The organism is Sphingomonas sp. ABOLE (genome assembly GCF_003950455.1).
Classification (GTDB): Bacteria; Pseudomonadota; Alphaproteobacteria; order Sphingomonadales; family Sphingomonadaceae; genus Sphingomonas; species Sphingomonas trueperi.
Map to the genome: position 1 here is coordinate 136,522 of NZ_QQWY01000004.1, position 22,743 is coordinate 159,264.

Annotated in this window: 22 protein-coding genes; 8 read left to right on the top strand and 14 right to left on the bottom strand. The window is 67.4% G+C overall.

Going from position 1 to position 22,743, the window contains the following annotated elements; all coding sequences use genetic code 11:
- Positions 1–210 precede the first annotated feature (210 nt).
- Together CA234_RS04155 and CA234_RS04160 are read right to left on the bottom strand one after the other, a co-directional pair.
- Positions 211–984 carry a SapC family protein gene (locus CA234_RS04155; protein WP_125976326.1) on the bottom strand — a complete coding sequence of 258 codons (774 nt, stop codon included), beginning with the start codon at positions 982–984 and terminating at the stop codon, positions 211–213.
- Between the two features lie 53 nt (positions 985–1,037).
- On the bottom strand, positions 1,038–2,486 hold the full coding sequence (locus CA234_RS04160; protein ID WP_125976374.1) for an FAD-binding oxidoreductase: 1,449 nt from the start codon (positions 2,484–2,486) through the stop codon (positions 1,038–1,040).
- A 78-nt stretch (positions 2,487–2,564) separates the two neighbouring features.
- Here CA234_RS04160 and CA234_RS04165 point away from each other — a divergent pair, with 78 nt between their 5' ends.
- Positions 2,565–3,014 carry a hypothetical protein gene (locus tag CA234_RS04165; RefSeq protein WP_125976372.1) on the top strand — a complete coding sequence of 150 codons (450 nt, stop codon included), beginning with the start codon at positions 2,565–2,567 and terminating at the stop codon, positions 3,012–3,014.
- Positions 3,015–3,096: 82 nt separating this feature from the next.
- Positions 3,097–4,551, top strand: coding sequence for a DEAD/DEAH box helicase (locus CA234_RS04170; protein WP_126000984.1), 1,455 nt, complete (start codon positions 3,097–3,099; stop codon positions 4,549–4,551).
- A 329-nt stretch (positions 4,552–4,880) separates the two neighbouring features.
- On the opposite strand, the gene CA234_RS24725 is transcribed toward CA234_RS04170, so the two are convergent.
- The 8 genes from CA234_RS24725 to CA234_RS04210 all read right to left on the bottom strand — a co-directional run bounded on the left by CA234_RS24725 (position 4,881) and on the right by CA234_RS04210 (position 12,365).
- Positions 4,881–5,237, bottom strand: coding sequence for a GFA family protein (locus tag CA234_RS24725; RefSeq protein WP_346962884.1), 357 nt, complete (start codon positions 5,235–5,237; stop codon positions 4,881–4,883).
- Between the two features lie 135 nt (positions 5,238–5,372).
- Complete coding sequence (locus tag CA234_RS04180; protein WP_125976321.1) at positions 5,373–6,005, bottom strand: glutathione S-transferase family protein; 633 nt, start codon at positions 6,003–6,005, stop codon at positions 5,373–5,375.
- An 89-nt stretch (positions 6,006–6,094) separates the two neighbouring features.
- Positions 6,095–6,958 (bottom strand): dienelactone hydrolase family protein, encoded by an 864-nt coding sequence (locus tag CA234_RS04185; RefSeq protein ID WP_125976319.1) that lies wholly within the window; start codon positions 6,956–6,958, stop codon positions 6,095–6,097.
- 256 nt (positions 6,959–7,214) lie between these two features.
- A complete protein-coding gene (locus CA234_RS04190; protein ID WP_126001005.1) occupies positions 7,215–7,865 on the bottom strand; it encodes a DUF1013 domain-containing protein in 651 nt (216 codons plus the stop codon).
- Between the two features lie 119 nt (positions 7,866–7,984).
- On the bottom strand, positions 7,985–9,007 hold the full coding sequence (locus CA234_RS04195; RefSeq protein WP_126000985.1) for a glycosyltransferase family 1 protein: 1,023 nt from the start codon (positions 9,005–9,007) through the stop codon (positions 7,985–7,987).
- Positions 9,008–9,030: 23 nt separating this feature from the next.
- The gene (locus CA234_RS04200; RefSeq protein ID WP_125976315.1) at positions 9,031–9,909 is read right to left on the bottom strand and encodes a UDP-2,3-diacylglucosamine diphosphatase; all 879 of its coding nucleotides are present in this window, start codon (positions 9,907–9,909) and stop codon (positions 9,031–9,033) included.
- Positions 9,910–10,041: 132 nt separating this feature from the next.
- The gene (locus tag CA234_RS04205; protein WP_125976313.1) at positions 10,042–11,733 is read right to left on the bottom strand and encodes a flotillin domain-containing protein; all 1,692 of its coding nucleotides are present in this window, start codon (positions 11,731–11,733) and stop codon (positions 10,042–10,044) included.
- Positions 11,734–11,738: 5 nt separating this feature from the next.
- The gene (locus CA234_RS04210) at positions 11,739–12,365 is read right to left on the bottom strand and encodes an OB-fold-containig protein (RefSeq protein WP_126000986.1); all 627 of its coding nucleotides are present in this window, start codon (positions 12,363–12,365) and stop codon (positions 11,739–11,741) included.
- Between the two features lie 218 nt (positions 12,366–12,583).
- Between CA234_RS04210 and CA234_RS04215 the strand changes: the two genes are divergently transcribed.
- Positions 12,584–13,006, top strand: a complete 423-nt coding sequence (locus CA234_RS04215; protein WP_125976309.1) for a hypothetical protein — start codon at positions 12,584–12,586, stop codon at positions 13,004–13,006.
- On the opposite strand, the gene CA234_RS04220 is transcribed toward CA234_RS04215, so the two are convergent.
- Entirely contained in the window at positions 13,007–14,017 is a 1,011-nt protein-coding gene (locus tag CA234_RS04220) for an NAD(P)H-quinone oxidoreductase (RefSeq protein WP_206431080.1), read from the bottom strand.
- Between the two features lie 79 nt (positions 14,018–14,096).
- On the opposite strand from CA234_RS04220, the gene CA234_RS04225 reads away from it, so the two are divergent.
- The 3 genes from CA234_RS04225 (at position 14,097) to CA234_RS25310 (ending at position 17,358) form a co-directional block, all read left to right on the top strand.
- A complete protein-coding gene (locus CA234_RS04225) occupies positions 14,097–14,294 on the top strand; it encodes a DUF1192 domain-containing protein (protein WP_125976307.1) in 198 nt (65 codons plus the stop codon).
- 138 nt (positions 14,295–14,432) lie between these two features.
- The gene (clpA, locus tag CA234_RS04230) at positions 14,433–16,754 is read left to right on the top strand and encodes an ATP-dependent Clp protease ATP-binding subunit ClpA (RefSeq protein WP_125976304.1); all 2,322 of its coding nucleotides are present in this window, start codon (positions 14,433–14,435) and stop codon (positions 16,752–16,754) included.
- Positions 16,755–17,088: 334 nt separating this feature from the next.
- A complete protein-coding gene (locus CA234_RS25310; protein WP_342449848.1) occupies positions 17,089–17,358 on the top strand; it encodes a hypothetical protein in 270 nt (89 codons plus the stop codon).
- Between the two features lie 19 nt (positions 17,359–17,377).
- Here the strand turns inward: CA234_RS25310 and galE are convergent, their stop codons facing one another.
- Complete coding sequence (galE, locus tag CA234_RS04240; RefSeq protein WP_125976302.1) at positions 17,378–18,376, bottom strand: UDP-glucose 4-epimerase GalE; 999 nt, start codon at positions 18,374–18,376, stop codon at positions 17,378–17,380.
- Positions 18,377–18,444: 68 nt separating this feature from the next.
- Between galE and msrA the strand changes: the two genes are divergently transcribed.
- The gene (gene msrA / locus CA234_RS04245) at positions 18,445–18,990 is read left to right on the top strand and encodes a peptide-methionine (S)-S-oxide reductase MsrA (protein WP_125976300.1); all 546 of its coding nucleotides are present in this window, start codon (positions 18,445–18,447) and stop codon (positions 18,988–18,990) included.
- A gap of 496 nt (positions 18,991–19,486) precedes the next feature.
- Here the strand turns inward: msrA and CA234_RS04250 are convergent, their stop codons facing one another.
- Positions 19,487–20,419, bottom strand: a complete 933-nt coding sequence (locus tag CA234_RS04250; protein ID WP_125976298.1) for an L-threonylcarbamoyladenylate synthase — start codon at positions 20,417–20,419, stop codon at positions 19,487–19,489.
- Positions 20,420–20,467: 48 nt separating this feature from the next.
- Here CA234_RS04250 and CA234_RS04255 point away from each other — a divergent pair, with 48 nt between their 5' ends.
- Positions 20,468–22,162, top strand: coding sequence for an acyl-CoA dehydrogenase (locus tag CA234_RS04255; RefSeq protein ID WP_125976296.1), 1,695 nt, complete (start codon positions 20,468–20,470; stop codon positions 22,160–22,162).
- 67 nt (positions 22,163–22,229) lie between these two features.
- Here the strand turns inward: CA234_RS04255 and CA234_RS04260 are convergent, their stop codons facing one another.
- Positions 22,230–22,712 carry a lyase gene (locus CA234_RS04260; protein WP_126000987.1) on the bottom strand — a complete coding sequence of 161 codons (483 nt, stop codon included), beginning with the start codon at positions 22,710–22,712 and terminating at the stop codon, positions 22,230–22,232.
- Positions 22,713–22,743 lie beyond the last annotated feature (31 nt).

A 22,743-nucleotide genomic window follows, 5' to 3' on the forward strand; every position in this document is an offset into this window, starting at 1 on the left:
TGGGGGCCGCCAGGCGGCCGGAGATGCCGGATCATCGCAGCATCTAAGAGACCGTTTGGAAATTCGCGAAAGAGCAAATTTCCAAACAGGCTCTAAGCCCCTCCCCTCAAGGGGAGGGGTTGGGGTGGGCAGGGTCTCACCGAGACCGACTTCTGGTCTGAAATCCTTCCGCCCAATCCCCTCCTCCAAGGAGGAGAGGATTAAGTAGTATCAGCCGACCAGCTGGACCTCGGGCTGCCAGCCTGCGCGCATCTGGCGGGCGAACAGCTCGCGCATCTGCGCCAGCGAGAAGAGGTGGGCGTAGATCAGCGGCAGCATGCCGTTCTGGACGATCTTGCGCAGCTGGTCGCCGCGCATCTCGTTCAGCTTGTTCTCGTCGACCATCATGAAGCCGCGGTAGATGAAGGGCTGCGCCGCGCCGTCCGGCTGGATCGAGACTTCGCCGTCGATCAGCAGGTTCATGTCCTTCAGCTCGCGCATGAACTGGCTGGTGCGGGCACCGGCGGTTTCGAACTGCTCGTTGAACTGCAGGATGTTCTTGGTGATCTCGCTCGGCTCGCCATTCTCGAACAGGGCCTCGCCCTCCTCGAACTTGCCGATCACGTCCGAGGTCGGATCGAAGCACAGCGACAGCTCGTCGCTCTCCGGGCGCAGGCGCGCGAGCAGGAACGGATAGCGGCGGATATAGGCCGGCACGTAGAAGTTCGGGTCGACCAGCTTGCCTTCGGCGTCGAAGAAGGTGTTCACGCCTTCGTTCAGGCCCATCAGCGCCAGCGGCACGGGATCCTCGCCCACCGAGAAGACGATCGGCATGAAGCGCTGCACCAGCGGGAATTCCTCGACGGTCACCGGCACCGCGTGCTGGTTGGCGAGGAAGGCAGCGCGGTCGGTCGAACGCGTGCGGAAATCGGCATGGACCTGGCTCGAAAGCGGTTCGAGCTGATTGTAGAACAAGGGAAGCGACTGCTGCGGCGCGCTGGCCATGAGGATCTCCTGAGAACTTTATTCGTCGAAAGGCGTTTCAACCGCGCCGGGGTCTATTTGCTCAATGTTTCAGGCGCAAGCGCGACCAGCTTTCCCGGATTGAGAATCAGCTTGGGATCGAGCGCGGTCTTGATAGCGCGCAGTGCCGCCATCCGCGCCGGCGTAGACAGGCGCGCGAGTTCGTCCCGCTTCATCTGCCCGATGCCGTGCTCGGCCGAAATCGACCCGCCGGCGGCGACCACCATGTCGTGCACCAGACGGGTGATGTGCGGCGCGTCCTCGGCATACCAGCGGTTGCGGTCCACCCCCTTGGGCGCGCGGACGTGGAAATGGACATTGCCGTCGCCGAGATGGCCATAGGCGATCGCATGCGTTCCGGGGAAGCGCGCCTCGGCCTCGGCGCCCCCTTCGACCATGAAGCGCGGCATGTCCTCCACCGGCACCGAGATGTCGTGCTGCACCGCTGGCCCGGCCGAGCGCTCGGCCTCGGAAATCGCGTGCCGAATACGCCAAAAGCTTTCGGCCTGCGCTTCGCTTGCCGCGATCACGGCGTCCTCGGCCAGCCCCGCCTCGAAGGCCTCGGCCAACATCCGCTCCAGCACCGTCGCCGGCGCCTCGGCAGCCGGATCGCTCGTCACCGCTTCGATCAACACATGCCAGCGATGCGTACCGGCGAGCGGCAGCCGCGTGCCCGGCACATGCGCGAGCACCAGCGCGACGGTGTCGTCGGGCATGATCTCGAAGCTCTCGACCATGTCGGTCGCGGCCTGCAGCCGGCGCAGCAGGCTGAGCGCCTTGGCCGGGCTCTCCAGCCCCACCCAGGCGACCGCCCGCGCCGCCGCCGCCGGCACCAGCCGCAGCGTCGCGGCGGTGACGATGCCCAGCGTACCCTCGGCGCCGACCAGCAACTGGTTGAGATCGTAGCCGCGATTGTCCTTCTTAAGCGCCGACAGCCCGTCATGCACCGACCCGTCGGGCAGCACCGCCTCGACGCCCGCGACCAGCGCGCGCATCGTGCCGAAGCGCAGCACCTGCACGCCGCCGGCATTGGTGGAGACGAGACCGCCGATCGTGGCACTCCCCCGCGCGCCGAGATCGAGCGGAAAGCGGCGCCCCGCCGCCTCGGCCGCCTCGCGAAAGGTGCCGAGGATCACGCCGGCCTCGGCCACGGCCAGATTGGCATCGGCATCCATGCGGCGAATGCGGTGCATCCGGCGCGTCGAGACCAGCAGCGCCGATCCGTCCGCTGGCGGGATCGCCCCGCCGACCATACCGGTATTGCCGCCCTGCGGCACCAGCGCGACGCCGAGATCATTGGCCAGCGCCACCAGCGCGCTCACCTCCTCGGTCGAGCCGGGCGAGAGAATCGCGGGCGCCGCGCCCTGGTAGCGCCGACGCCAGTCGATAAGCCAGGGCTCGATATCGTGCGGATCGGTGGTGACCGCCTTGGGGCCGAAGCGTTCGGCGGCAAAGGCGGTGATGCGCTGCTGCTCGGGAGTCATCATGATGGTTGCGCACTAGCATGGCGTGCGGCAGTTCATCCACCGTTCAAGCCGATGCATCTACCGTCCGATCCCACCATGTTGAAACTGCCGATCGCCGCTGCCGGCCTTGCGCTGCTGCTCGCCGCCCCTGCGGCGCGCCCGGCCATGGCCGTCGATGCCGCCATCGCGCCGTCCTTCCAGCAGCATGTCTCGATCCACGTGCCCCGCATGACGGTGACGACCACCACGATCGTCGTCCGCGAATCGCCGGCGGTGGTGGAGCGCCGCGCGAAGAGCTGCGTCGCAGTCGGCCGCATCCAGGGCTTCACCGTCAACGCCGCCGACAGCGTCGACCTGATCCTGGAGGACGGATCGCTGCTCCGCGCCAAGCTCGGCGCCGAATGCCCGGCGCTCGGCTTCTACTCGGGCGCCTATCTGAAGCCGACCAAGGACGCCAAGTTCTGCGCCGGGCGCGACGCGCTGCGTTCCAGATCGGGTAGGACCTGCCCCGTTCAGGCGTTCAAGAACCTCGTTCGCGCACGCTGAGCTTGACTTTTGCGGCTGAATCCGCAAGCGCCATGCCTTCTGTAAAGGTGCCTAGCAACGCGCCCTATTTCCGGACATTTGCATGAGCTTTGCCGATCTCGGCCTTTCTGACGACCTTCTCCGCGCGGTGACCGACGCCGGCTATACCGAGCCGACTCCGATCCAGCGCCAGGCGATCCCGTCGGTGCTGATGGGCAAGGACCTGATCGGCATCGCCCAGACGGGCACCGGCAAGACCGCCGCTTTCGTGCTGCCGATGATCGACGTGCTCGGCGAAGGACGCACCCGCGCGCTGATGCCGCGCTCGCTGATCCTCGAGCCGACGCGCGAACTGGCGGCGCAGGTCGCGGAGAATTTCGAAAAGTACGGCGTCAACCACAAGCTCTCGATGGCGCTGCTGATCGGCGGCGTGCAGATGGGCGATCAGGTCAAGGCGCTGGAAAAGGGCGTCGACGTGCTCATCGCCACGCCGGGCCGGCTGATGGACCTCTACGGCCGCGGCAAGATCCTGCTCACCGGCTGCAGCCTGCTGGTGATCGACGAGGCGGACCGGATGCTCGACATGGGGTTCATCCCCGATATCGAGGAAATCTGCACCAAGCTGCCCAAGGTGCGCCAGACGCTGCTGTTCTCGGCGACGATGCCGCCGCCGATCAAGAAACTGGCGGATCGCTTCCTCTCCGATCCCAAGACGATCGAAGTGGCGCGTCCCGCCAGCACCAACACCAACATCACCCAGCGCATCGTCCAGGTGTCGGCGACCGCGCATGTGAAGCGCGACGTGCTGCGCCGCCTGCTGCAGCAGGATGAAGTGTCCAACGCGATCATCTTCTGCAACCGCAAGACGACCGTGCGCGACCTGAACAAGAGCCTGAAGAAGCACGGCTTCCGCTCAGCCGAGATCCATGGCGACATGGACCAGTCGGCCCGCATCGCCGAGCTGGACCGGTTCAAGAACGGCGACGTCAACATCCTCGTCGCCTCGGACGTCGCGGCGCGCGGCATCGACGTGAAGGGCGTGAGCCACGTCTTCAACTTCGATGCGCCCTGGCACCCGGACGATTATGTCCACCGGATCGGCCGCACCGGCCGCGGCGGCGCCACCGGCACCGCCTACACGCTGGTGACCCCCGAGGATGCCGAGAACATCGCCGAGATCGAGAAGCTGACCGGCCACAAGATCGAGCGCGTACCGAGCCCGGTCGCGGTCGACGGCGCCGAGGACGCGCCGGCACCGAAGCGTACGCGCGGCGGCAAGCGCGACACCAAGAAGGCCGAGCCGCGCCGCGAGGAAGCCGCAGCAGAAGCCCCGGCCAAGCCCAGGTCGCGTCGCGCGGCCCCGGCGCGCGAGGAAGCGCCTGCGGCCCCCGCACCGCGCGAGGAAAGCCGCGCCCGCCCGCAGCGCGACGAGCGCCCGGTCCGTGAGGAGCGCCCGGTCCGGGACGACCGCCGCCGCCGCCGCGACCAGGACGACGGCCCGGACGAGGGCTGGAACGGCCCGATCCCGGACTTCCTCAACTACGTGATCGAGGGCTGAACCCGCACCGATAGCCGGATCGCGGCTTCGAGCAGCGCCGTCCCCGGCACCGACCAACCCATGTGGAAGGGCGTGCCGGGGCTGCAACGCCGGGACGAAGAGCGAGCGACATGGTCCGCGCCTTGCTCGGTGCCGCACACCGGAGCTGGGTGCACCCGGAACTCACCCAATTGGCGCCGGCACGCCCCCCGCTTCATCGTAACCGCGCGGCCGACATCGCAGCAGCAGCGCGACGCCCCGACGCTGGCGGCACCCAGGCGCGCGGCACTCGCGCCGAAGGCTTCCGCACCCGCCCAAAACGCGCGCCATCGCCGCCACCGCGGCAGCGCTCAGAAGCTGGCGCCGTCTACCTTCTGGATGGCAAGGTCGTCCGGATCGATCGTAGGTACGCAGCGCAGATTGATCGCCGCCATCGCGGCGCCCCCCGGCCCCTTGCCCATGCCGAAGGGTTGGCACCCACAGACCGAACAGAAGCGATGGGCGATATTGTGCTGGTTGAAGCGATAGTCGGTGAGCGCCGCTTCGCCCTGCACGATCGACAGCGCATCGCCTGGCACGAACGACAGCAGGAAGCCCTTGCGTCGGCAATGCGAGCAATTGCAACTCATCGCTTCCTTCGGCGCCTCCGCCGCGATCTCGAAGACGACTGCACCACAGTGGCAACTACCCCCAAAGGCCATATCCATCTCCCGTACCCGGCTGCGAAGCCGTGATCCCCGCCCGTGGATCGCGCAATGCGCCGGGCTTCGTCCCGGGCGGCAAGGACGGATCTGCAGCCCCGCCCTGCGCCCGGCCAGCGCGCAACCCCGCCGCTATGCCGATCAGGCCGGCTCGGCCGCCTTCTGCGCCTCCGCGTCCGCGTCGTCGAGCGCCCAGGCGCGCTTGTACGCCTCGCGGCTCTGCACGCGTTCGAGATAGGCCAGGAACGAGTCGCGCTTGGGCAGCATGCCGAACAGCGTCGTCCAGCCGATCTGCGAGCCGAGATACACGTCCGCCGCGGTGAAGCGGTCGCCGGTCACATAGGCGCGCGACGAGAGCAACCCGTCGAGCACGTCGACCACCAGATCATAGTTGCCATAGCCGAACATGCGCGACTGCTCGCCCGACTCGAACTTGGCGAAATTGTTGGTCGTCGCCTGTTCCACCGGGCCTGCCGCATAGAACAGCCAGCGATAATAGTCGGCGCGCTCTTGCGGCAGCGGCGCGAGGCCCGCATCGGGAAAGGCTTCCGCCAGATAGGCGCAGATCGCCGCGCATTCGGTGACGACCTTGCCGCCATGGACGATCGCCGGCACCTTCCCCATCGGGTTGATCGCCAGATAGGTGTCGCCCTTCATCGTCGAGGCATAGTCGAGCACCTCGACCCGGTAGGTCGCGCCGACTTCCTCGAGCATCCAGCGCGCGATCCGGCCCCGCGACTGCGGGTTGGTATAGAGAATCAGTTCATCTGCCATGGCCGTCCACCCCTGTTGTTCCCGACTCGCCTCGCCGGGAACAAGAAGGGAACACGAAACGACCGGCCGGTCAACCGATCAGAAGCCGATCAGAGGCTGGCGAAGATCGCGAGCAGACGGTCCCAGGCACGGTCGGCCTGGGCGGCGTTGTAGACGCGGCTGTCCGGCGGGCACCAGCCATGCATCGTGCCGGCATAGACCTCGATCTCGGCCGGCACCTTGGCGGCGGCGAAGGCGGTACGCAGCGCTTCCTTGTCCCCCGGCGCACGCGCGTCATCATTCTCGGCGATGGCGAACAGGTAGCGGCCCTGCAGCTGCGGCACCAGCTTGTGCGGGCTGTCGGCCGCCTCGGTCACCAGCGGCGTGCCGTGGAAGCTGCCCCCGGCCTTCACCCGGCCCGGCAGCGCGGCGGCGGTGCGCACGACGAACGGGCCGCCCATGCAATAGCCGGTGCTGCCCATGCCACGCTTGCCGTCCACCTCGGGCTGGCCATCGAGGAAGGCAGCGAAGGTCTTCGCGTCGGCGGTGATCGCGGCGGGAGTGAGCGGTTCGCGCCACGGCATGATCATCGCCCGCACCTCGGGCTGGTCAAACGACTGGCCGGGCTTGAGGAAGGGCGCCTTGGTCGAGCGGTAGAACTGGTTGACCGTCAGCACCGCATAGCCCGATTGCGCCAGCCGATCGGCCATCTGCCGGAAGGCGGGGCGCAGGCCCATGATGTCGGGCCAGACCAGCACGGCGGGGTGCTTGCCGCTGGTCGGCGCGACAAAATAGGCGTCGGCGGTGCCGCCCGCCGTCTTGATCGTGACGTCGCGGCCCTGCACGGTCGCGGCGTTGGCGGGGCTGGGCAGAATCGCCAGCATGCCGGTCGCGGCGGCGGCGGCGGTGAAGCCGCGGCGGGTGAGGCCGCCCAGGGCGCGGTCGTTGTCGGCTGCGGTATGTTCGTCACACATGGCGATCCTCCTCCGTTCGGGCGTTCTCCGACACCACTCACCCTCCCCACCACCTTCGGCGGCGGGCCCCCTCCCTCTCCCGCAGGCGGGAAAGGGAAGGAGGCGCGGAGCGCCGGAAGGGTGAAGGTGGCACAGGTCCACCACCCAAACGCTTGATACCCCACCCGATCGCCTCCGCAAAGCTGCCCCAAGAAGCAGAACGGGCCCCGGCGCTGGATGCGCCGAGGCCCGCTCGTTTACGCCCGGGAAGGCGAAATCAGTGCTTGAACAGGCTTTCCGCGGTGTGCTCGATCGGGCCCTGCTCGTCCTCCTGGACGTGGCTCGCGGCATAGCGCTCGGCGCGGAGTTGCTCGATCAGCGCCTCGCGGTCGCCTTCCAGGCGGGTGTCGGTCGGCGCCTCGATGCCGGCGGCCTTGGCGGCCTTGGCCACCAGCGCGTCGAGCTCGCGCTGCGAGCACAGGCCGAGCGTCACCGGATCCTTCGGCACGATGTTGGCGATGTTCCAGTGGGTACGGTCGCGGATCGCCGCGATGGTGGTGCGGGTGGTACCGATCAGCTTGCCGATCGCGCCATCCGACACTTCCGGATGGTTGCGCAGGATCCAGGCGATGCCGTCCGGCTTGTCCTGGCGCTTCGAGACCGGCGTGTAGCGCGGACCCTTGGTGCGGCGGACCTGCTCGGGGCCCTTCTGCATCTTGAGCACGTAATTGGGGTTCGCCTGCCCCTTCTCGATCTCGTCCATCGTCAGTTCGTGCGCGCGCACCGGATCGCGACCGGTGAGCTTGGTCGCGGCGGTATCGTCGGCGATCGCCTGCACTTCGAGGATGTGGAGACCGCAGAACTCGGCGATCTGCTCGAACGACAGCGACGTGTTGTCGACCAGCCAGGAAGCGGTCGCGTGCGGCATCAGCGGCTGGGCCACGGTGGATCTCCGGAACTTGAAACAATAAGGGCCGCCCATCACGGGCGGCCACACATGGTCTTGATGTAGGGGAGCTTGCCCGTGGGAGCAAGCGTTTCCGCGATTCAGGCGGCCGCCTTCTCGCAACCGATCGGCACCAGCGCGGTGAGGAACTGCCGGGCACTCGCCTCCCAGGTGAAGCTGCGACCATAGGCGGCGCAGGCGGCGCGGTCGAGCGTGAGCGCCTTGTCGATCGCCGCGCCCAGGTCCTCGTCCATCGCGCCGGTCTCCGGCGTCAGCACGTCGACCGGCCCGGTGACCGGATAGGCGGCGACCGGGGTGCCGCAGGCCAGCGCCTCGATCATCACCAGCCCGAAGGTATCGGTGCGGCTGGGGAAGACGAACACGTCCGCCGCGGCATAGGCGCTCGCCAGATCGGTGCCGAACTGCGCGCCGAGGAACACCGCGTCGGGATATTTGGCCTCCAGCATCGCCCGCGCCGGGCCGTCGCCCACCACCACCTTGGTGCCGGGGCGATCGACGCCGAGGAACGCCTCGAGATTCTTCTCTACCGCCACGCGGCCGACATAGAGCATCACCGGCCCGGGCAGGTCCGCCATGCGCGGGTGCGGCGGCAGGTCCGGATGGAAATTGGCGAGGTCGACGCCCCGCCCCCAATGCCGCACCTGGGGCAGGCCGTGATCGACCAGCGACTGGCGGATCGACGCGGTGGAGGCGAGGATCGTCGCGCTCGGCGTGTGGAACCAGCGGATATAGCGCCAGATCCACTCGGCCGGCACGCCCGAGCGCGCCGAGACATAGTCGGGGAACTGGGTGTGATAGGCGGTGGTGAACGGCCGCTTCTGGCGCAGGCACCAGCGGCGTGCAGCGACGCACAGCGGCCCCTCGGTCGCGAGGTGAATCGCGTTGGGGGCGAATTCCTCGAGCATCGCGCCCACCGCCGCCACGCTGGTGATCGCCAGCCGGATCTCCGGATAGGTCGGGCAGGGCAGCGAGTAGAATTTGTCCGGCGAGACCACCAGCACCTGGTGCCCCTGGCTCTCCAGCACCCGCCGCACCGATTGGAGCGTGCGGACGACCCCGTTCACCTGGGGCTCCCAGGCGTCGGTCACGATTGCGATACGCACGGCGTCAGTCTCCCCTGCCGCCGTCACGCCGCCGCCAGTCTGGCCTCGGACTCCGGTTGCGACTCGCGCGCTGCCATCTCGTCGGCCCAGTGGAGAATTTCCATGGACCCGTCGTACTGCTCCACCAGCGCCGTGCAACCCTCTACCCAATCGCCGTCGTTATAATATTCGATCCCGTCGATCGGCCGGATCTCGGCCTTGTGGATGTGCCCGGCGATCACGCCGTCGACACCCCGCGCGCCGGCTTCGCGCGCGACGATTTCCTCGAACTTGGAGATGAAGGACACCGCGTTCTTCACCTTCTGCTTGGCGTATTTGGACAGCGACCAATAGGGCAGCCCCATCCAGCGGCGCACCGCGTTCAACCAGCGGTTGAGCGTCATCATCATCTCGTACGCCGCGTCGCCCAGGTGCGCGAGCCAGCGGTGCGACATGGTGATCGCGTCGAATTCGTCGCCGTGCAGCACCAGCAGGCGACGCCCGTCGGCGGTGGTGTGGATCGCCTGGCGCTTGATCTTCACGCCGCCGAAGTCGAGCCCGGTGAACTGGCGGAACATCTCGTCATGATTGCCGGGAATATAGACGATCTCGGTGCCGCGCTTCGCCCGCTTGAGCACGCGCCAGACGATGTCGTTGTGCGTCGCCGGCCAGTACAGCCGCTTCTTCATTGCCCAGCCGTCGATGATGTCGCCCACCAGATACATGATGTCGCTGTCGACATGATCGAGAAAGTCGATCAGCATTTCTGCATTGCAGCCGCGCGTGCCGAGATGGACGTCGGAGATCCAGATCGCCCGATACTTGCGTCGCTTGTCGATCGGTCTTTCCGGAATCGTGGGAGTCGTCGCATGGAAGTCCGCGAGACCCGCGACGTCAAACGAAAGCCTGGTGATCGTGGCCATGCCCAAGTTCCCGTGCAGCTGCCTGTACCGGGACTCGCCTATGGCGCGGCATTGTTACAAATCGAATCCCTGGGATTTCACCGGACTGTCATAGTCGACCGGCGACGGCAGCCGCCGCCGGCCCGTTCAATGTCATTCCGCCGCTGCGGGCCGCGCCGGCTGCTCGGCCGCGCCCGCTGCGGCGCCCGACACCAGTGCGTCGAGCGTCCCGCCCTCGAAGCCGAGTTCGCGCATCAGCCCGTCGATCACCGGCGCCTGCGCGCGGTAGCGCAGCGCCGCCGAAACCGCGGCGTTGGCGAGATTGCGATCCCCGCCGCCGTCGTTAGCGACGCCCCCCGCGGCCCCGGCCCCGCCGCCCGAAAGCCCGTCGACCTGGACGATCCGGATCGAATCGATCGCCTCCATCGGCTTGGCCGCCTCGCGCACCAGTTCCGGCAGCACCTTGAGCAATGCGAGCTTGGTCTGCAGCGAAACCTGGTCGGACGAGAGCAGGTTCGCCGCTTCGTTGACAGCGCGCTGCCCGGCCGCCTCCACCTCGAACCGCACGCGATCGGCGTCGGCGCGCAACTTGGCCGCTTCCGCCTCGCCTTCGGCCGCGAGCCGAGCGGCTTCGGCGCGATCGGCCGCGGCAGCCTTCTCGGCCTCGGCCTGGGTCTTGATGGCAATGGCGGCGCGTTCCGCCTCGCGCGCCGCGTCGATCAGCTCGATCCGCTTCTGGCGCTCGGCGACCTCGGCATCGCGGGCGGTGCGCACCGCTTCCTCGGCCACGACGGCCTGGGCACGCGCCTGATCGGCGACCGCCTTGGCCTGGCTCTCTTCGCGGCTCTTGTTCTGCACCGCGATCTGCTGCTCCTGCCGGGCGAGCTCGAGCGCCTGGGCCTGCGCGATCTTCGCTTCCTGGATCGCGCGATCGGCCTCGATCTGCTGCGCGTCGATCTGGCGCTTGGCCTCGATCCGCGCCTGCTCGGCCTCGCGCTGCCGCGCCGCCTGCTCGCGCGCGACCTCGGAGGCCTGTTCGGCGCGGCGCACTTCCAGCTCCCGCTCCTGCTCCAGCCGGGCGAACTCGGTGTCGCGTCCGATCAGGAAGGACTGGCGCTGCGCCTCGAGATTCTTGGTCTCGATCTGCACCCGCGTATCCTGCTCGATGTCGTTGCGCGCCTTCTTGCGCAGCTCGATCTGCTCGGTAAGCTTGGTAAGGCCCTCGGCATCGAAAGCGTTGTTGGCGTTGAAATGCTCGATCGAGGTCTGGTCGAGACCGGTCAGCGAGACGCTCTCCAGCTCCAGCCCGTTCATCGCCAGATCGGCGGAGCTGACCTGCTGCACCTTCTGCACGAAATCGCTGCGCTGCTCATGCAGCTGCGCCATCGTCATGCCCGCGGCGACCGAGCGGAGCGCATCGACGAACTTGCCCTCGACCAACTCCTTCAGCGCCTCCGGGTTCATCGTCCGCAGGCCCAGCGTCTGCGCGGCGATCGCGATCGACTGCGCGTCGGGCTTTACCCGCACGTAGAATTCGGCCTTCACATCGATCCGCAGGCGATCCAGCGTAATCAGCGCATCCGAATTCTTGCGCTCGACGGCGAGGCGGACGGTGTTGAGATTGACCGGCATGGTCTCGTGGAACACCGGCAGCACCAGCGCGCCGCCGTTGATTACCACCTTCTCGCCGCCCGCGCCGGTGCGCACGAAGCCGACCTCCTTGGAAGCGCGCTTGTAGAGCTTCGCGAAGGTGATGCCGATCACCAGCAGTGCGACCAGCACGATGCCGGCATAGACGAGATAGGGCAGCACCGAGGTAGCGCCCTGGGGAACGATGGCTTGCATGGGTTTCACCCCTCCAGACGGGGCAGACGATGGTCGCCCCAGGAAATGGCACGAAAGCCGTCGCCCTCGCGCCGAATCAGGAGGACGCGTTCGCCCTCCTCGAATTGCTGGCCGGACCCGTCGGGCTCGACCATCACATAATGGACCTGGCCATGGGCATCCTGCGTGCGGGCGCGTGCGGGGGACCCGGCCACCGCCCGGCCGATCACGATCTGGGCGGTGGCGCCGACCAGGCTCTCGATCGGCACCGCCGTGCTGTGATCGCGCGGCAGGATCCGCGCCACCCCGCGCGCCGCCAAGGCGGACAGCGGCAGTGCCGCCAGCGCCGCGGCGGGCGCCGCGATCCAGCCGCTCAGCGCCGCGCCGCTCCAGTCATGCGCAAGTTGCTGGCCCAGCAGGCCTAGGAGCCCGAAGCTGGCGAGATACAGGATCAGCGAGACCAGCAGCGGCACACGCCCGACGCCCAGCCAGGCGAGCGCGTCGAACGACGCGTCGGCATCGACGTCCAGCTCCGGCGACAGCTCGGCCCATTCGCCGCCCAGCCCCAGAAGCTGGACGATGCCGATCAGCAGCATCAGCACGATCGCCGTGACGAAGGCAACGCTGCCCGGCGCAGTAATGACCTCGAGCACTTTCCCCTCCCGATCCCTCGCAAAGGCTAGCCGCGCCGGACGGTGGAATGAAGCGAAATCGGAAGCGACGCGCCGTAATCCCCTGGCCGCAATGGGAGGGGGCAAGAAGGACTGCGTACTGATAGCGGCGCAGATCGAATCGGCGACCCCACCGCGCTCGCCAGACTCATTTCGTCGCTAAAACGATCAAGCGCCTGAAACGCCGCTAGAATGGCGTCATGCCATTCCAATCGCTGTTCGCCGCCACCCAGGATCTCACCGAAGCCGCCAAGGCGCTTTCTCAGCTAGACCCCCGCCCGACCGCCGCCGCGCTCAACGCCGCGCGCGAGCGCCTGCTCGATGCGATGCGCGTCCACACCCTCACCAAGGACCGCCTGTTGCTCGCCACGCTCCGCGAGAGCGACGATTGCGCGCATCAGGCAATGGCCCGCCGCACCACCGAGCAGGACCTGGAGTGGCGGCAGCGCACGCTCGACCATTGCGCGGCGTGGACGCTGCGCAAGATCCTCGCCGACCCCCACGGCCACCGCGCCGCCGCCCAGCGCCTGCTGCGGCTGTGCGAGCGCCGCGCCGCGCACCAGGAGCAACTGCTGCTGCCGATGGCCGAGGAAGCGCTGCAGCAGCGCCCTCTCGCCGCCTGATCAGGCGGGCTGGTCGGGAATCGTCAGCACGATCTTGCCGACATGCTCGCCCGCTTCCATCCGCCGGTGCGCCTCGGGCGCCTCGTCGAGAGGATAGGTTCGGTCGATGATCGGCCTGAGCTTGCCCTCGGCGACCAGCGGCCAGACATGGCGGCGCAGCTCATCCGCGAGCAGCGACTTGAACTCCACCGAGCGCGGCCGCAGCGTCGAGCCGGTCAGCGTCAGCCGCCGGCGCATCACGTCCCAGACGGGAATCGTCGCGGTCGCCCCGCCCTGCACCGCGATCGAGACGTGGCGGCCATCCTCGGCCAGGCACTGGAGGTTGCGCGCGACATAGTCGCCGCCGACCATGTCGATCACGATCTGCACGCCCTTGCCGTCGGTGAAGGTCTTTACCGCCTCGACGAAATCCTGGGTCTTGTAGTTGATCGCGAGGTCGGCGCCGAGTTTGCGGGCTGCCGCGCACTTCTCATCCGATCCGGCGGTAACTAGGATCGTCAGCCCGAACAGCTTGGCGAGCGCGATCGCCATCGTGCCGATGCCGCTGGTGCCGCCATGGACGAGCACGGTCTCGCCCGGCTGCGCCCAGCCGCGATCGAACAGGTTCGACCAGACGGTGAACAGCGTCTCGGGCAGCGCCGCCGCCTCGACGAGGCTCAGCCCCTCGGGCACGTCGAGGCACTGGCCAGCCGGCGCGACCGCGTATTCGGCATAGGCCCCGCCGGCGATCAGCGCGCACACCTGTTTGCCCAGCAGCGAGTCGTCGACACTCTCCCCCAGCGCGATCACCGTGCCGGCGATCTCCATACCGAGGATCGAGGGCGCACCCGGCGGGGGCGGATATTTCCCCTGTCGCTGCAGCACTTCCGGCCGGTTCACGCCCGCCGCCGCGACTCGCACCAGCACCTCGCCGGGGCCAGGCTTGGGGATCGGTCGTGCCACGGGGACAAGGACTTCGGGGCCGCCCGGCGCATCGGGGTCGATGGCCAGCATCATTTCGGCTGCGATCATTCGGTTCGTCGCTTTTTGGCCTAAGGGGAACTTCGAGGCCTTATTGACATCGACCTCCCCAGGGTCAACGTTTCGTCGCATGGACGCCGACGAAAATCTTCCGCGTCGATCCGACGATCTCGCGGTGCAGCTGGCCAGCCAGGACCTCGACCCCTTTTCGGTGGCCGAACTAGAGGCGCGAATCCTGGTGCTCGAAGCCGAGATCGTCCGATGTCGCGAAAAGATTCAACGCGCCGTTCACCATCGTGCAAGCGCTGACGCTCTATTTAAGAGATGAGCGTCAAGGCACCGGAACTCGGGCGATACGCCACGATCCTCCGGTGCGGGGCCGCAGCGCTTGATGCGGGGCCTGCCACTCCCGACATAGGGGAAGACGGGCTCAGCACCCTTTCGGCCCGACTGGAGTTGTATCCGAATGCCTAGTTTCGCCTCCGCTCTCGAAGCCACCCTCCACAAGGCGCTCGAGGCTGCGTCCTCGCGCCGGCACGAATATGCGACGCTCGAGCATCTCCTGCTCGCGCTGATCGACGACGAACATGCGTCGAAGGTGATGGGCGCGTGCGGGGTGGACCTGGGCGAACTGAAGACCACCGTCGCGCATTATCTCGATACCGAGCTGGAAGCGCTGAAGGTGGACAACGCCACCGATCCCTCCCCCACCAGCGGGTTTCAGCGCGTCGTCCAGCGCGCGATCCTCCACGTCCAGTCCTCGGGCCGCGACGAAGTGACCGGCGCCAACGTGCTGGTCGCGCTGTTCAGCGAGCGCGAGAGCTATGCGGTCTATTTCCTGCAGCAGCAGGACATGAGCCGGCTCGATGCCGTCAGCTTCATCAGCCACGGCGTCGGCAAGGGCGGCACCACGCCCACCGAGGCGAGCACCCCCAAGGGCGCTGCCGAGGAAGAGAAGTCGAACAAGCAGGAGGCGAAGACGGGCAAGGGTGAGAGCGCGCTCAAGCAATTCACCGTCGATCTCAACGAGAAGGCGAAGATCGGCAAGGTCGATCCGCTGATCGGCCGCGCCGCCGAAGTCGACCGCACCGTCCAGATTCTCTGCCGGCGCAGCAAGAACAACCCGCTCTATGTGGGCGATCCCGGCGTCGGCAAGACCGCCATCGCCGAAGGCCTCGCCCGCAAGATCGTCGAGGGCGAAGTGCCCGACGTGCTGAAGGAAGCGGTGATCTACTCGCTCGACATGGGCGCGCTGCTCGCCGGCACGCGATATCGCGGCGATTTCGAAGAACGCCTGAAGCAGGTCGTCTCGGAGCTCGAGAAGCTGCCGCACGCGGTGCTGTTCATCGACGAGATCCACACCGTGATCGGCGCCGGCGCCACCAGCGGCGGCGCGATGGATGCGTCGAACCTGCTGAAACCCGCACTGTCCGGCGGTTCGATCCGCTGCATCGGCTCGACCACCTACAAGGAGTTCCGCAACCATTTCGAGAAGGACCGCGCGCTGCTCCGCCGCTTCCAGAAGATCGACGTCAACGAGCCGTCGGTCGAGGACACGGTAAAGATCCTCGCGGGCCTGCGCTCGGCGTTCGAGCAGCACCATTCGGTGAAGTACACCCCCGACGCGATCAAGTCGGCGGTGGAGCTGTCGGCGCGCTACATCAATGACCGCAAGCTGCCCGACAAGGCGATCGACGTGATCGACGAGGTTGGCGCAATGCAGATGCTGGTGGCGCCGTCCAAGCGCAAGAAGGTGATCACCCCCAAGGAGATCGAGCAGGTCATCGCGACCATGGCGCGGATCCCGGCCAAGACCGTCTCGTCCGACGACACCCGCGTGCTCGCCAATATCGAGCAGGATCTGAAGCGCGTCGTGTTCGGCCAGGACAAGGCGATCGAGGTGCTGTCCTCGGCGATCAAACTGAGCCGTGCGGGCCTGCGCGATCCGGACAAGCCGATCGGCAACTATCTGTTCTCGGGGCCCACGGGCGTCGGCAAGACCGAGGTGGCGAAGCAGCTCGCGACGCTGCTCGGTATCCCGCTCCAGCGCTTCGACATGTCCGAGTACATGGAACGCCACTCGGTCAGCCGGCTGATCGGCGCCCCTCCGGGCTATGTCGGCTATGACCAGGGCGGCCTGCTGACCGACGCGGTCGACCAGAACCCGCATTCGGTGCTGCTGCTCGACGAAATCGAAAAGGCGCATCCGGATCTGTTCAACATCCTGTTGCAGGTGATGGACAATGGCAAGCTGACCGACCACCACGGCAAGACCGTCGACTTCCGCAACACCATCCTCATCATGACCACCAATGCCGGTGCGTCGGACATGGCGAAGGAAAGCGTGGGCTTCGGCGACCTCAGCCGCGAGGACGTGCAGGAAGAGGCGGTGAAGAATCTCTTCACGCCGGAATTCCGCAACCGCCTCGATGCGATCGTGCCGTTCGGCTATCTGCCGACCGAAGTGGTCGCCCGCGTGGTCGACAAGTTCATCCTCCAGCTCGAGCTGCAGCTCACCGATCGCGGCGTGCACATCCAGCTCGACGAGGAGGCCAAGGCCTGGATGACCAAGCGCGGCTACGACAAGCTGTACGGTGCCCGCCCGATGGGCCGCCTGATCCAGGAGAAGATCAAGCAGCCGCTCGCCGAGGAGCTGCTGTTCGGCAAGCTCGTCCATGGCGGCGAGGTGAACGTGAAGCTGAAGGACAATGCGCTGGCGTTCGAGATCACGCCGGCCGCACCGAAGAAGCCCAAAAAGGGCAAGAAGGAAGCGCCGGCGGACGTCTGAGCCTTCCCCGCTTCGGGAAACAGTATCGGCCCGGGGGAGCGATCCCCCGGGCCAATTGCGTTGTTTGTGTGCGGAACGACAGGGGCTAGGCTCCCGCCACGCGCGCGTCAGGCGTGCATCGGGGGAAACGCATGACCGCCATCGCACTGATCGCCGTGCTGCTCGCGGCAACGGACCCATCCGCTGCCGATGCACTGACGGCGGAAATCAGCGCGCTCGATACAAGGGTCTTCGACGCGTACAACCGCTGCGACCTGCCCGCTTTCTCCAGCTATTTCGATCCCAAGGTCGCCTTCTACCACGACAATGGCGGGCGACCTTCGGCCGCGAGGCGATGGTCGACGGCGTGCGCAACTATATCTGCGGCAAGGTGCGGCGCGAGCGGATCGACACCTCGTTCCGCGTACATCCGATCAAGGACTATGGTGCGATCGAGGAAGGCGAGCATCGCTTCTGCGAACTGGCGACAGGCCGCTGCGAAGGCATCGCCAAGTTCGTGATGGTCTGGGCCAAGCAAGACGGCGCTTGGCGGATCACGACCGTGCTCAGCTACGGCCACCGCGCGGCGACACCGGACGAGCAGCGGGGCGTCGCCGGCAAATAGCAGCCGCGAAGGCCGCTGCCTATCGCCCCCGTTCGGCGAGCTTCCGCTCCCAGGCGAGCGCATCGCGGACGATCTCGCCCAGATCAGCGTGCTTGGGCCGCCAGGGCAGCGCCGCGAGGATCGCGCTGTTGTCCGCCACCAGCGCGTCGGGATCGCCGGCGCGGCGTCCTTCCAGCTTGCGCTCGATATGAAGGTTGGTCACACGATCCACCGCGTCGAGCACCTCGAGCACCGAGAAGCCACGGCCATAGCCGCAGTTCATTGTGTGGCTTTCCTGCGGCCGCGCGATCAGCAGATCGAGCGCGTCGACATGCGCGGCGGCGAGGTCGCTGACATGGATATAGTCGCGCACCCCGGTGCCGTCCGCGGTCGCGAAGTCGGTGCCGAACACGCTGACATGGTCGCGCTTGCCGGTCGCCGCTTCCACCGCGACCTTGATCAGGTGGGTGGCGCCCGCGGTCGACTGGCCGCTGCGCCCCTTCGGATCGGCACCCGCGACGTTGAAATAGCGCAGCGCGCAGTAATTGAGCGGATGCGCGGCGGCGACGTCCTTGAGCATGATCTCGGTCATCAGCTTGGACATGCCGTACGGATTGATCGGCTGCTTGGGCGCATCCTCCCGGATCGGCACCTGGTCGGGGATGCCATAGGTCGCCGCGGTGGACGAGAAGATGAAGTGGCGCACGCCTTCCGCCACCACGCTTTCGAGCAGCGCACGGCTGGCAACGGTGTTGTTGCGATAATATTTGAGCGGGTCGCTCACCGATTCGGGCACCACCACCGATCCGGCGAAGTGCATCACCGCGATCACGCCATGCTCGCGGATCGCGCCGCGCACCGCCTCGGCATCGTCGATGTTCGCCACCACCAGCGCCGCGCGCGGATCCACCGCCCAGTCGAAGCCGGTCACCAGATTGTCGACCACCACCACGCGCCAGCCGGCGTCGAGCAAGGCCAGCACCGCATGGCTGCCGATATAGCCTGCCCCACCCGTCACCATCACCGCACCGTCGCGCATCACGTCATCCTCTTTGTTCCGCCCCGGCTCCACCCTATCTTGGCGGTTCAAGCAAGGAGTTCCTGGTAATGACAATCGAAACGGCGACGCTGGCCGGGGGTTGCTTCTGGTGCACGGAAGCGGTGTTCAACGACGTGATCGGCGTGCAGGGCGTCGAAAGCGGCTATATCGGCGGCACCAAGGAAAACCCGACCTACAAGGAAGTCTGCACCGGCGAGACCGGCCACGCCGAGGCGATCCGCGTCAGCTTCGATACCGATGTGGTCAGCTATGGCGAGATCCTCGACATCTTCCTCGCCACGCACGACCCGACCCAGCTCAACCGCCAGGGCAACGACATCGGCACCCAGTATCGCTCGGCGATCTTCCCGCATTCGGCCGAGCAGGAGCGCGAGGCGCTGGACGCGATCGAGCGTGCCCGTCCCGACTGGCCGCAGCCAATCGTCACGTCGATCGAGCCGCTGGGCGAATGGTGGCCGGCCGAGGCGTATCACCAGGAATATTGGCAGGGCGAAGGCCAGCGGAACCCCTATTGCCTGGCGGTGATCCCGCCCAAGCTCCGCAAGCTGCGCAAGAGCTTCGCCAACCGCACGAAAGAGGGCGCAGCCGCGTAAGGCCGCGCCCTCCCACGGGGGTGTTCGAGACCGCGGCCGGCTTGCGAGGCTGGCCGCGGAACGAAGGCGCGGTGCTGCGGGGGCAGTTCTACGCCATTCGGGTTCCGCTCTCGTCTGCTGGCCCGGCCCTCCTGCGCGCGGACCGGAACGGGCGACGGCGGCGCGGACGATCGTCCAGCAGTTGCCGCGTCGCTCGTCTTTGTTGCGCAAGCTATACGACGCGCCGGAACCTAGACGCTTCGCGGCGCCTGTAAAGGCAAGATCGTATACAGCCTACCCAAAATGAGACTTTATTGCATAATCATCCAGTTTGGATCGACAATGCCGAAGACAAACGATTGGCTGACGGGTCAGGCCGATCAGGTCAGTCCAGTCATGACCAACTTCACCTCTTGCGCCGCGCGAAAGCCCTATTTTAGCGGATGATCGTATACCGATCTGTTGAAGTTCCGTATCTTACCAGTATCTAGTCCGACAAGATGAAGTGGCGGCGGGCTTATGGTCGTGGGTGCGCCGCACGCGCCAGGCGATCCTGAATGGCCAGACCAAGACCGTGCAGCGGCACCGCCGCAATGGCGATCCGCGGCCGATTGGACGCGTCGGCGCGGTGGAGCGCATCGAACAGCCGCGCGGCCGCTTCGCGCAGGTCGCCCGTGGCGGAGAGCGTGTCGTCGCCGACGATCACGCCGAAGCCGATCAGCCATTCTCCCGCCTCGGCACGCACGGCACCCAGCCGCACCGGCTTGGACGGCGCATAGTGGCTGGCGAGTTGCCCCGGCGCGGTGATTGCCCCCGGCGTCGCGCCGCTACTATAGCCAGGGAGCTGCTCGGCAGTGACCGGCCCCGGCCGCAGGATGCGCCGCGTGGCCGGGTCGACGATGGTGGACTCGATGCCGTCCGTGGTCGCGCCGTCGTCGATCACCAGCGGGATGCGGCCGGCAAGGCTCGCCGCGACATGGGCGGCCCGCGTCGGGCTGATTCCGCCACTGGCATTGGCCGACGGCGCGGCGAGCGGGCGCCCGCTCGCGCGGATCAGCCCCTGCATCGCGCGGTGATCGGGCATGCGCAGCGCCACCGTCGCGAGCCCGGCGGTGACCAGGCTGGCGACCGGCGAGCCCTCCGCCAGCGGCAGCACCATGGTCAGCGGCCCCGGCCAGAAGCGCGCCGCCAGCGCCCGGGCTTCGTCGCCGAACCGCGCGATCGTCTCGGCCATCGCCATGTCGGCAACGTGCACGATCAGCGGGTTGAACGAGGGGCGCCCCTTGGCCGCGTAAATCCCCGCGACGGCATCCGAATCGGTCGCGTCGGCGGCGAGCCCGTAGACGGTTTCGGTCGGCACCGCGACGCATTGACGTGCGCGAATCAGCGCCGCCGCTTCGCCGAGCGCGGCCTCGCCGTAGGGTAAGATGCGCGGATTTGCTGGGGTCACCGGCAAGGCGCTATAGTGCTAGCAACAAGATCACAAGAGAGAGGCCTGATGTTCACCCCCGCCACCGCCGAGCAGCGCTTCGTGCTCGACCATATCGTCCGCCTGTCCGAGATCAGCGCAGAGGCCACGCCCGACCTGCTCGATGCCGTGCTCGACGGCGCCGGCCAGTTCGCCGCGGGCGAATGGGCACCGCTCGAACGCTTGGGCGACACGGAGGGCGCACGCTGGACCGAGCAGGGCGTGACGATGCCGGAAGGCTTCGCCGCCGCCTATCGCGCCTATGTCGAGGGTGGCTGGGGCACGATCGGCTCGCCCGCCGAGCATGGCGGCCAGGGGCTGCCGGTGAGCCTGTCGGTGGCCGTCCTCGAGACGCTGGGCACCGCGAACATGGGCTTCTGCCTCTGCCCGGTGCTGACCGTCGGGGCGGTCGAGGCGCTGCACCACCACGGCTCGCCCGAGCAGCAGGCGCAGTATCTGCCGAAACTGGCGACCGGCGAATGGACCGGCACGATGAACCTCACCGAGCCCCAAGCGGGCTCGGATGTCGGCGCAGTGAAGACCAGGGCCGAACCGGCGGGCGACGGCACATGGAAGATCAAGGGCACCAAGATCTACATTTCGTTCGGCGACCACGACATGGCCGACAATATTGTCCATCTGGTGCTGGCCCGCACCCCGGGTGCGCCGGCGGGCACCAAGGGCCTGTCACTGTTCCTGGTGCCCAAATACCGGCTCAAGGACGACGGCACGCCGGGCGATTTCAACGACATCAAGGTCGTCTCGATCGAGCACAAGATGGGCCTGCATGCCTCGCCCACCTGCGTGCTGAGCTTCGGCGACCATGACGATTGCATCGGCGAGCTGATCGGCCCCGAGCTGGGCGGGATCCGCGCGATGTTCACGATGATGAACAACGCCCGCCTCAACGTCGGCCTGCAGGGCGTCCAGGTCGCCGAGCGCGCCACCCAGCGCGCGGTCGCCTATGCCCGCGAACGGGTGCAGGGCTATCGCGGCGGTGCCCCCGCCGCGATCATCGAGCATCCCGACGTCCGCCGCATGCTGCTGCGGATGAAGGCGCAGACCCAGGCGGCGCGGGCGCTGGTCTATTACGCCTTCGGCCAGCTCGATCGCGGCCGCGCCGGGGACGCGGAGGCGGACAAGCGCGTCGAGCTGCTCACCCCGCTCGCCAAGGCGCACGCGACCGACCTCGGCAACGAGGTCGCGAGCCTCGGCGTGCAGGTGCATGGCGGGATGGGCTATATCGAGGAGACCGGCGCCGCCCAGCATTTCCGCGACGCCCGCATCACCCCGATCTACGAGGGCACCAACGGCATCCAGGCCGCCGACCTGGTCGGCCGCAAGCTGAGCATGGACAATGGCGCGACATTGCTCGGCCTGCTGGCGGACATGCGCGCCGAGGCCGAGGATGCGGGCCTGCGGTCGCTGATCGACGCCTGCGAGGACGTCGGCCGCAACCTGCTGGGCAGCGATGCCGACGACCGGCTGGCGGCGAGCTATCCGTTCCTGACGATGCTGTCGGTCGCGGTGTGCGGCTGGCTGATGGAGAAGAGCGGCCGGCTGGCGGCGCAGAGCGACGGCGAGCCCGGTTTCCTGAAGATGAAGCAGGCCGCAGCCCGCTTCTATGTCGAACAGATCGTGCCCGAGGCGCTCGGTCTGCGCGCGGCGGCGATGGCGAAGGCGGCGGTGCTGTACGCGATGGAGGCGGAGGCTTTCGCGGCTTGAGGGGCTTGGTGGAGTAATCCTCCACCGCCAGGGGGAGGTGCCGCCGCAGGCCTGACGGAGGGGGAGGTCAGAGATTCGCTCTCGGCTCAGCGCGCAGGCAGGCCGCCAATGCGTCGGCGGCAAGCTTGTCCGCGAACGCGTTGTCGGACGGTTCCGCCCAGACGCGCAGATCCTCGATCAGCGAGGGATGCGCGCAAAGCGCGGCCGCCTCCAGCATGGGTGGGGTAATGGTGTTCCCGCGCAGGGCTTCCTGCACGAACGGCAATGCGAGTCCGGGATCGCGGCTTGCCAGCCCCAGCGCGGCCTCCGCTCGGATGACTGCGTCTTCGTCTCTCGCAGCAACAAGAAGAACCGCTCGCACCGCAGGCGTATCGCCTCCCTCCTGGCTCAGGAGCATGGTGGCCCAGTCGCGGTTTGCGCGATCCGCATCCCGCGTGAGTTCGATGAGGAGATTGAGGTTGGCCTGCGCAAGGGGGCCGTCGGCAAGCGTCACCTCTTCCGCGATAATGCCCTTCAAGAAGTCTGACGGAGGCTCATAGCGTTCGTACACCTGTGCACGCTGCCATGACACTACACGCCCT

What these genes read in the sequence shown, in the direction of transcription:
- CA234_RS04165 (WP_125976372.1), top strand. Translation starts at nt 2,565, where the DNA reads ATGTTGAAACTGCCGATCGCCGCTGCCGGCCTTGCGCTGCTGCTCGCC.
- CA234_RS04185 (WP_125976319.1), bottom strand. Translation starts at nt 6,958, where the DNA reads ATGTGTGACGAACATACCGCAGCCGACAACGACCGCGCCCTGGGCGGC.
- CA234_RS04220 (WP_206431080.1), bottom strand. Translation starts at nt 14,017, where the DNA reads ATGATCGCAGCCGAAATGATGCTGGCCATCGACCCCGATGCGCCGGGC.
- CA234_RS04200 (WP_125976315.1), bottom strand. Translation starts at nt 9,909, where the DNA reads ATGGCCACGATCACCAGGCTTTCGTTTGACGTCGCGGGTCTCGCGGAC.
- CA234_RS25310 (WP_342449848.1), top strand. Translation starts at nt 17,089, where the DNA reads ATGGTCGACGGCGTGCGCAACTATATCTGCGGCAAGGTGCGGCGCGAG.
- CA234_RS04215 (WP_125976309.1), top strand. Translation starts at nt 12,584, where the DNA reads ATGCCATTCCAATCGCTGTTCGCCGCCACCCAGGATCTCACCGAAGCC.
- CA234_RS04255 (WP_125976296.1), top strand. Translation starts at nt 20,468, where the DNA reads ATGTTCACCCCCGCCACCGCCGAGCAGCGCTTCGTGCTCGACCATATC.
- msrA (WP_125976300.1), top strand. Translation starts at nt 18,445, where the DNA reads ATGACAATCGAAACGGCGACGCTGGCCGGGGGTTGCTTCTGGTGCACG.
- CA234_RS04190 (WP_126001005.1), bottom strand. Translation starts at nt 7,865, where the DNA reads ATGCCGCACGCGACCGCTTCCTGGCTGGTCGACAACACGTCGCTGTCG.
- galE (WP_125976302.1), bottom strand. Translation starts at nt 18,376, where the DNA reads ATGCGCGACGGTGCGGTGATGGTGACGGGTGGGGCAGGCTATATCGGC.
- clpA (WP_125976304.1), top strand. Translation starts at nt 14,433, where the DNA reads ATGCCTAGTTTCGCCTCCGCTCTCGAAGCCACCCTCCACAAGGCGCTC.
- CA234_RS04160 (WP_125976374.1), bottom strand. Translation starts at nt 2,486, where the DNA reads ATGACTCCCGAGCAGCAGCGCATCACCGCCTTTGCCGCCGAACGCTTC.
- CA234_RS04225 (WP_125976307.1), top strand. Translation starts at nt 14,097, where the DNA reads ATGGACGCCGACGAAAATCTTCCGCGTCGATCCGACGATCTCGCGGTG.
- CA234_RS04205 (WP_125976313.1), bottom strand. Translation starts at nt 11,733, where the DNA reads ATGCAAGCCATCGTTCCCCAGGGCGCTACCTCGGTGCTGCCCTATCTC.
- CA234_RS04155 (WP_125976326.1), bottom strand. Translation starts at nt 984, where the DNA reads ATGGCCAGCGCGCCGCAGCAGTCGCTTCCCTTGTTCTACAATCAGCTC.
- CA234_RS04180 (WP_125976321.1), bottom strand. Translation starts at nt 6,005, where the DNA reads ATGGCAGATGAACTGATTCTCTATACCAACCCGCAGTCGCGGGGCCGG.
- CA234_RS04170 (WP_126000984.1), top strand. Translation starts at nt 3,097, where the DNA reads ATGAGCTTTGCCGATCTCGGCCTTTCTGACGACCTTCTCCGCGCGGTG.
- CA234_RS24725 (WP_346962884.1), bottom strand. Translation starts at nt 5,237, where the DNA reads ATGGATATGGCCTTTGGGGGTAGTTGCCACTGTGGTGCAGTCGTCTTC.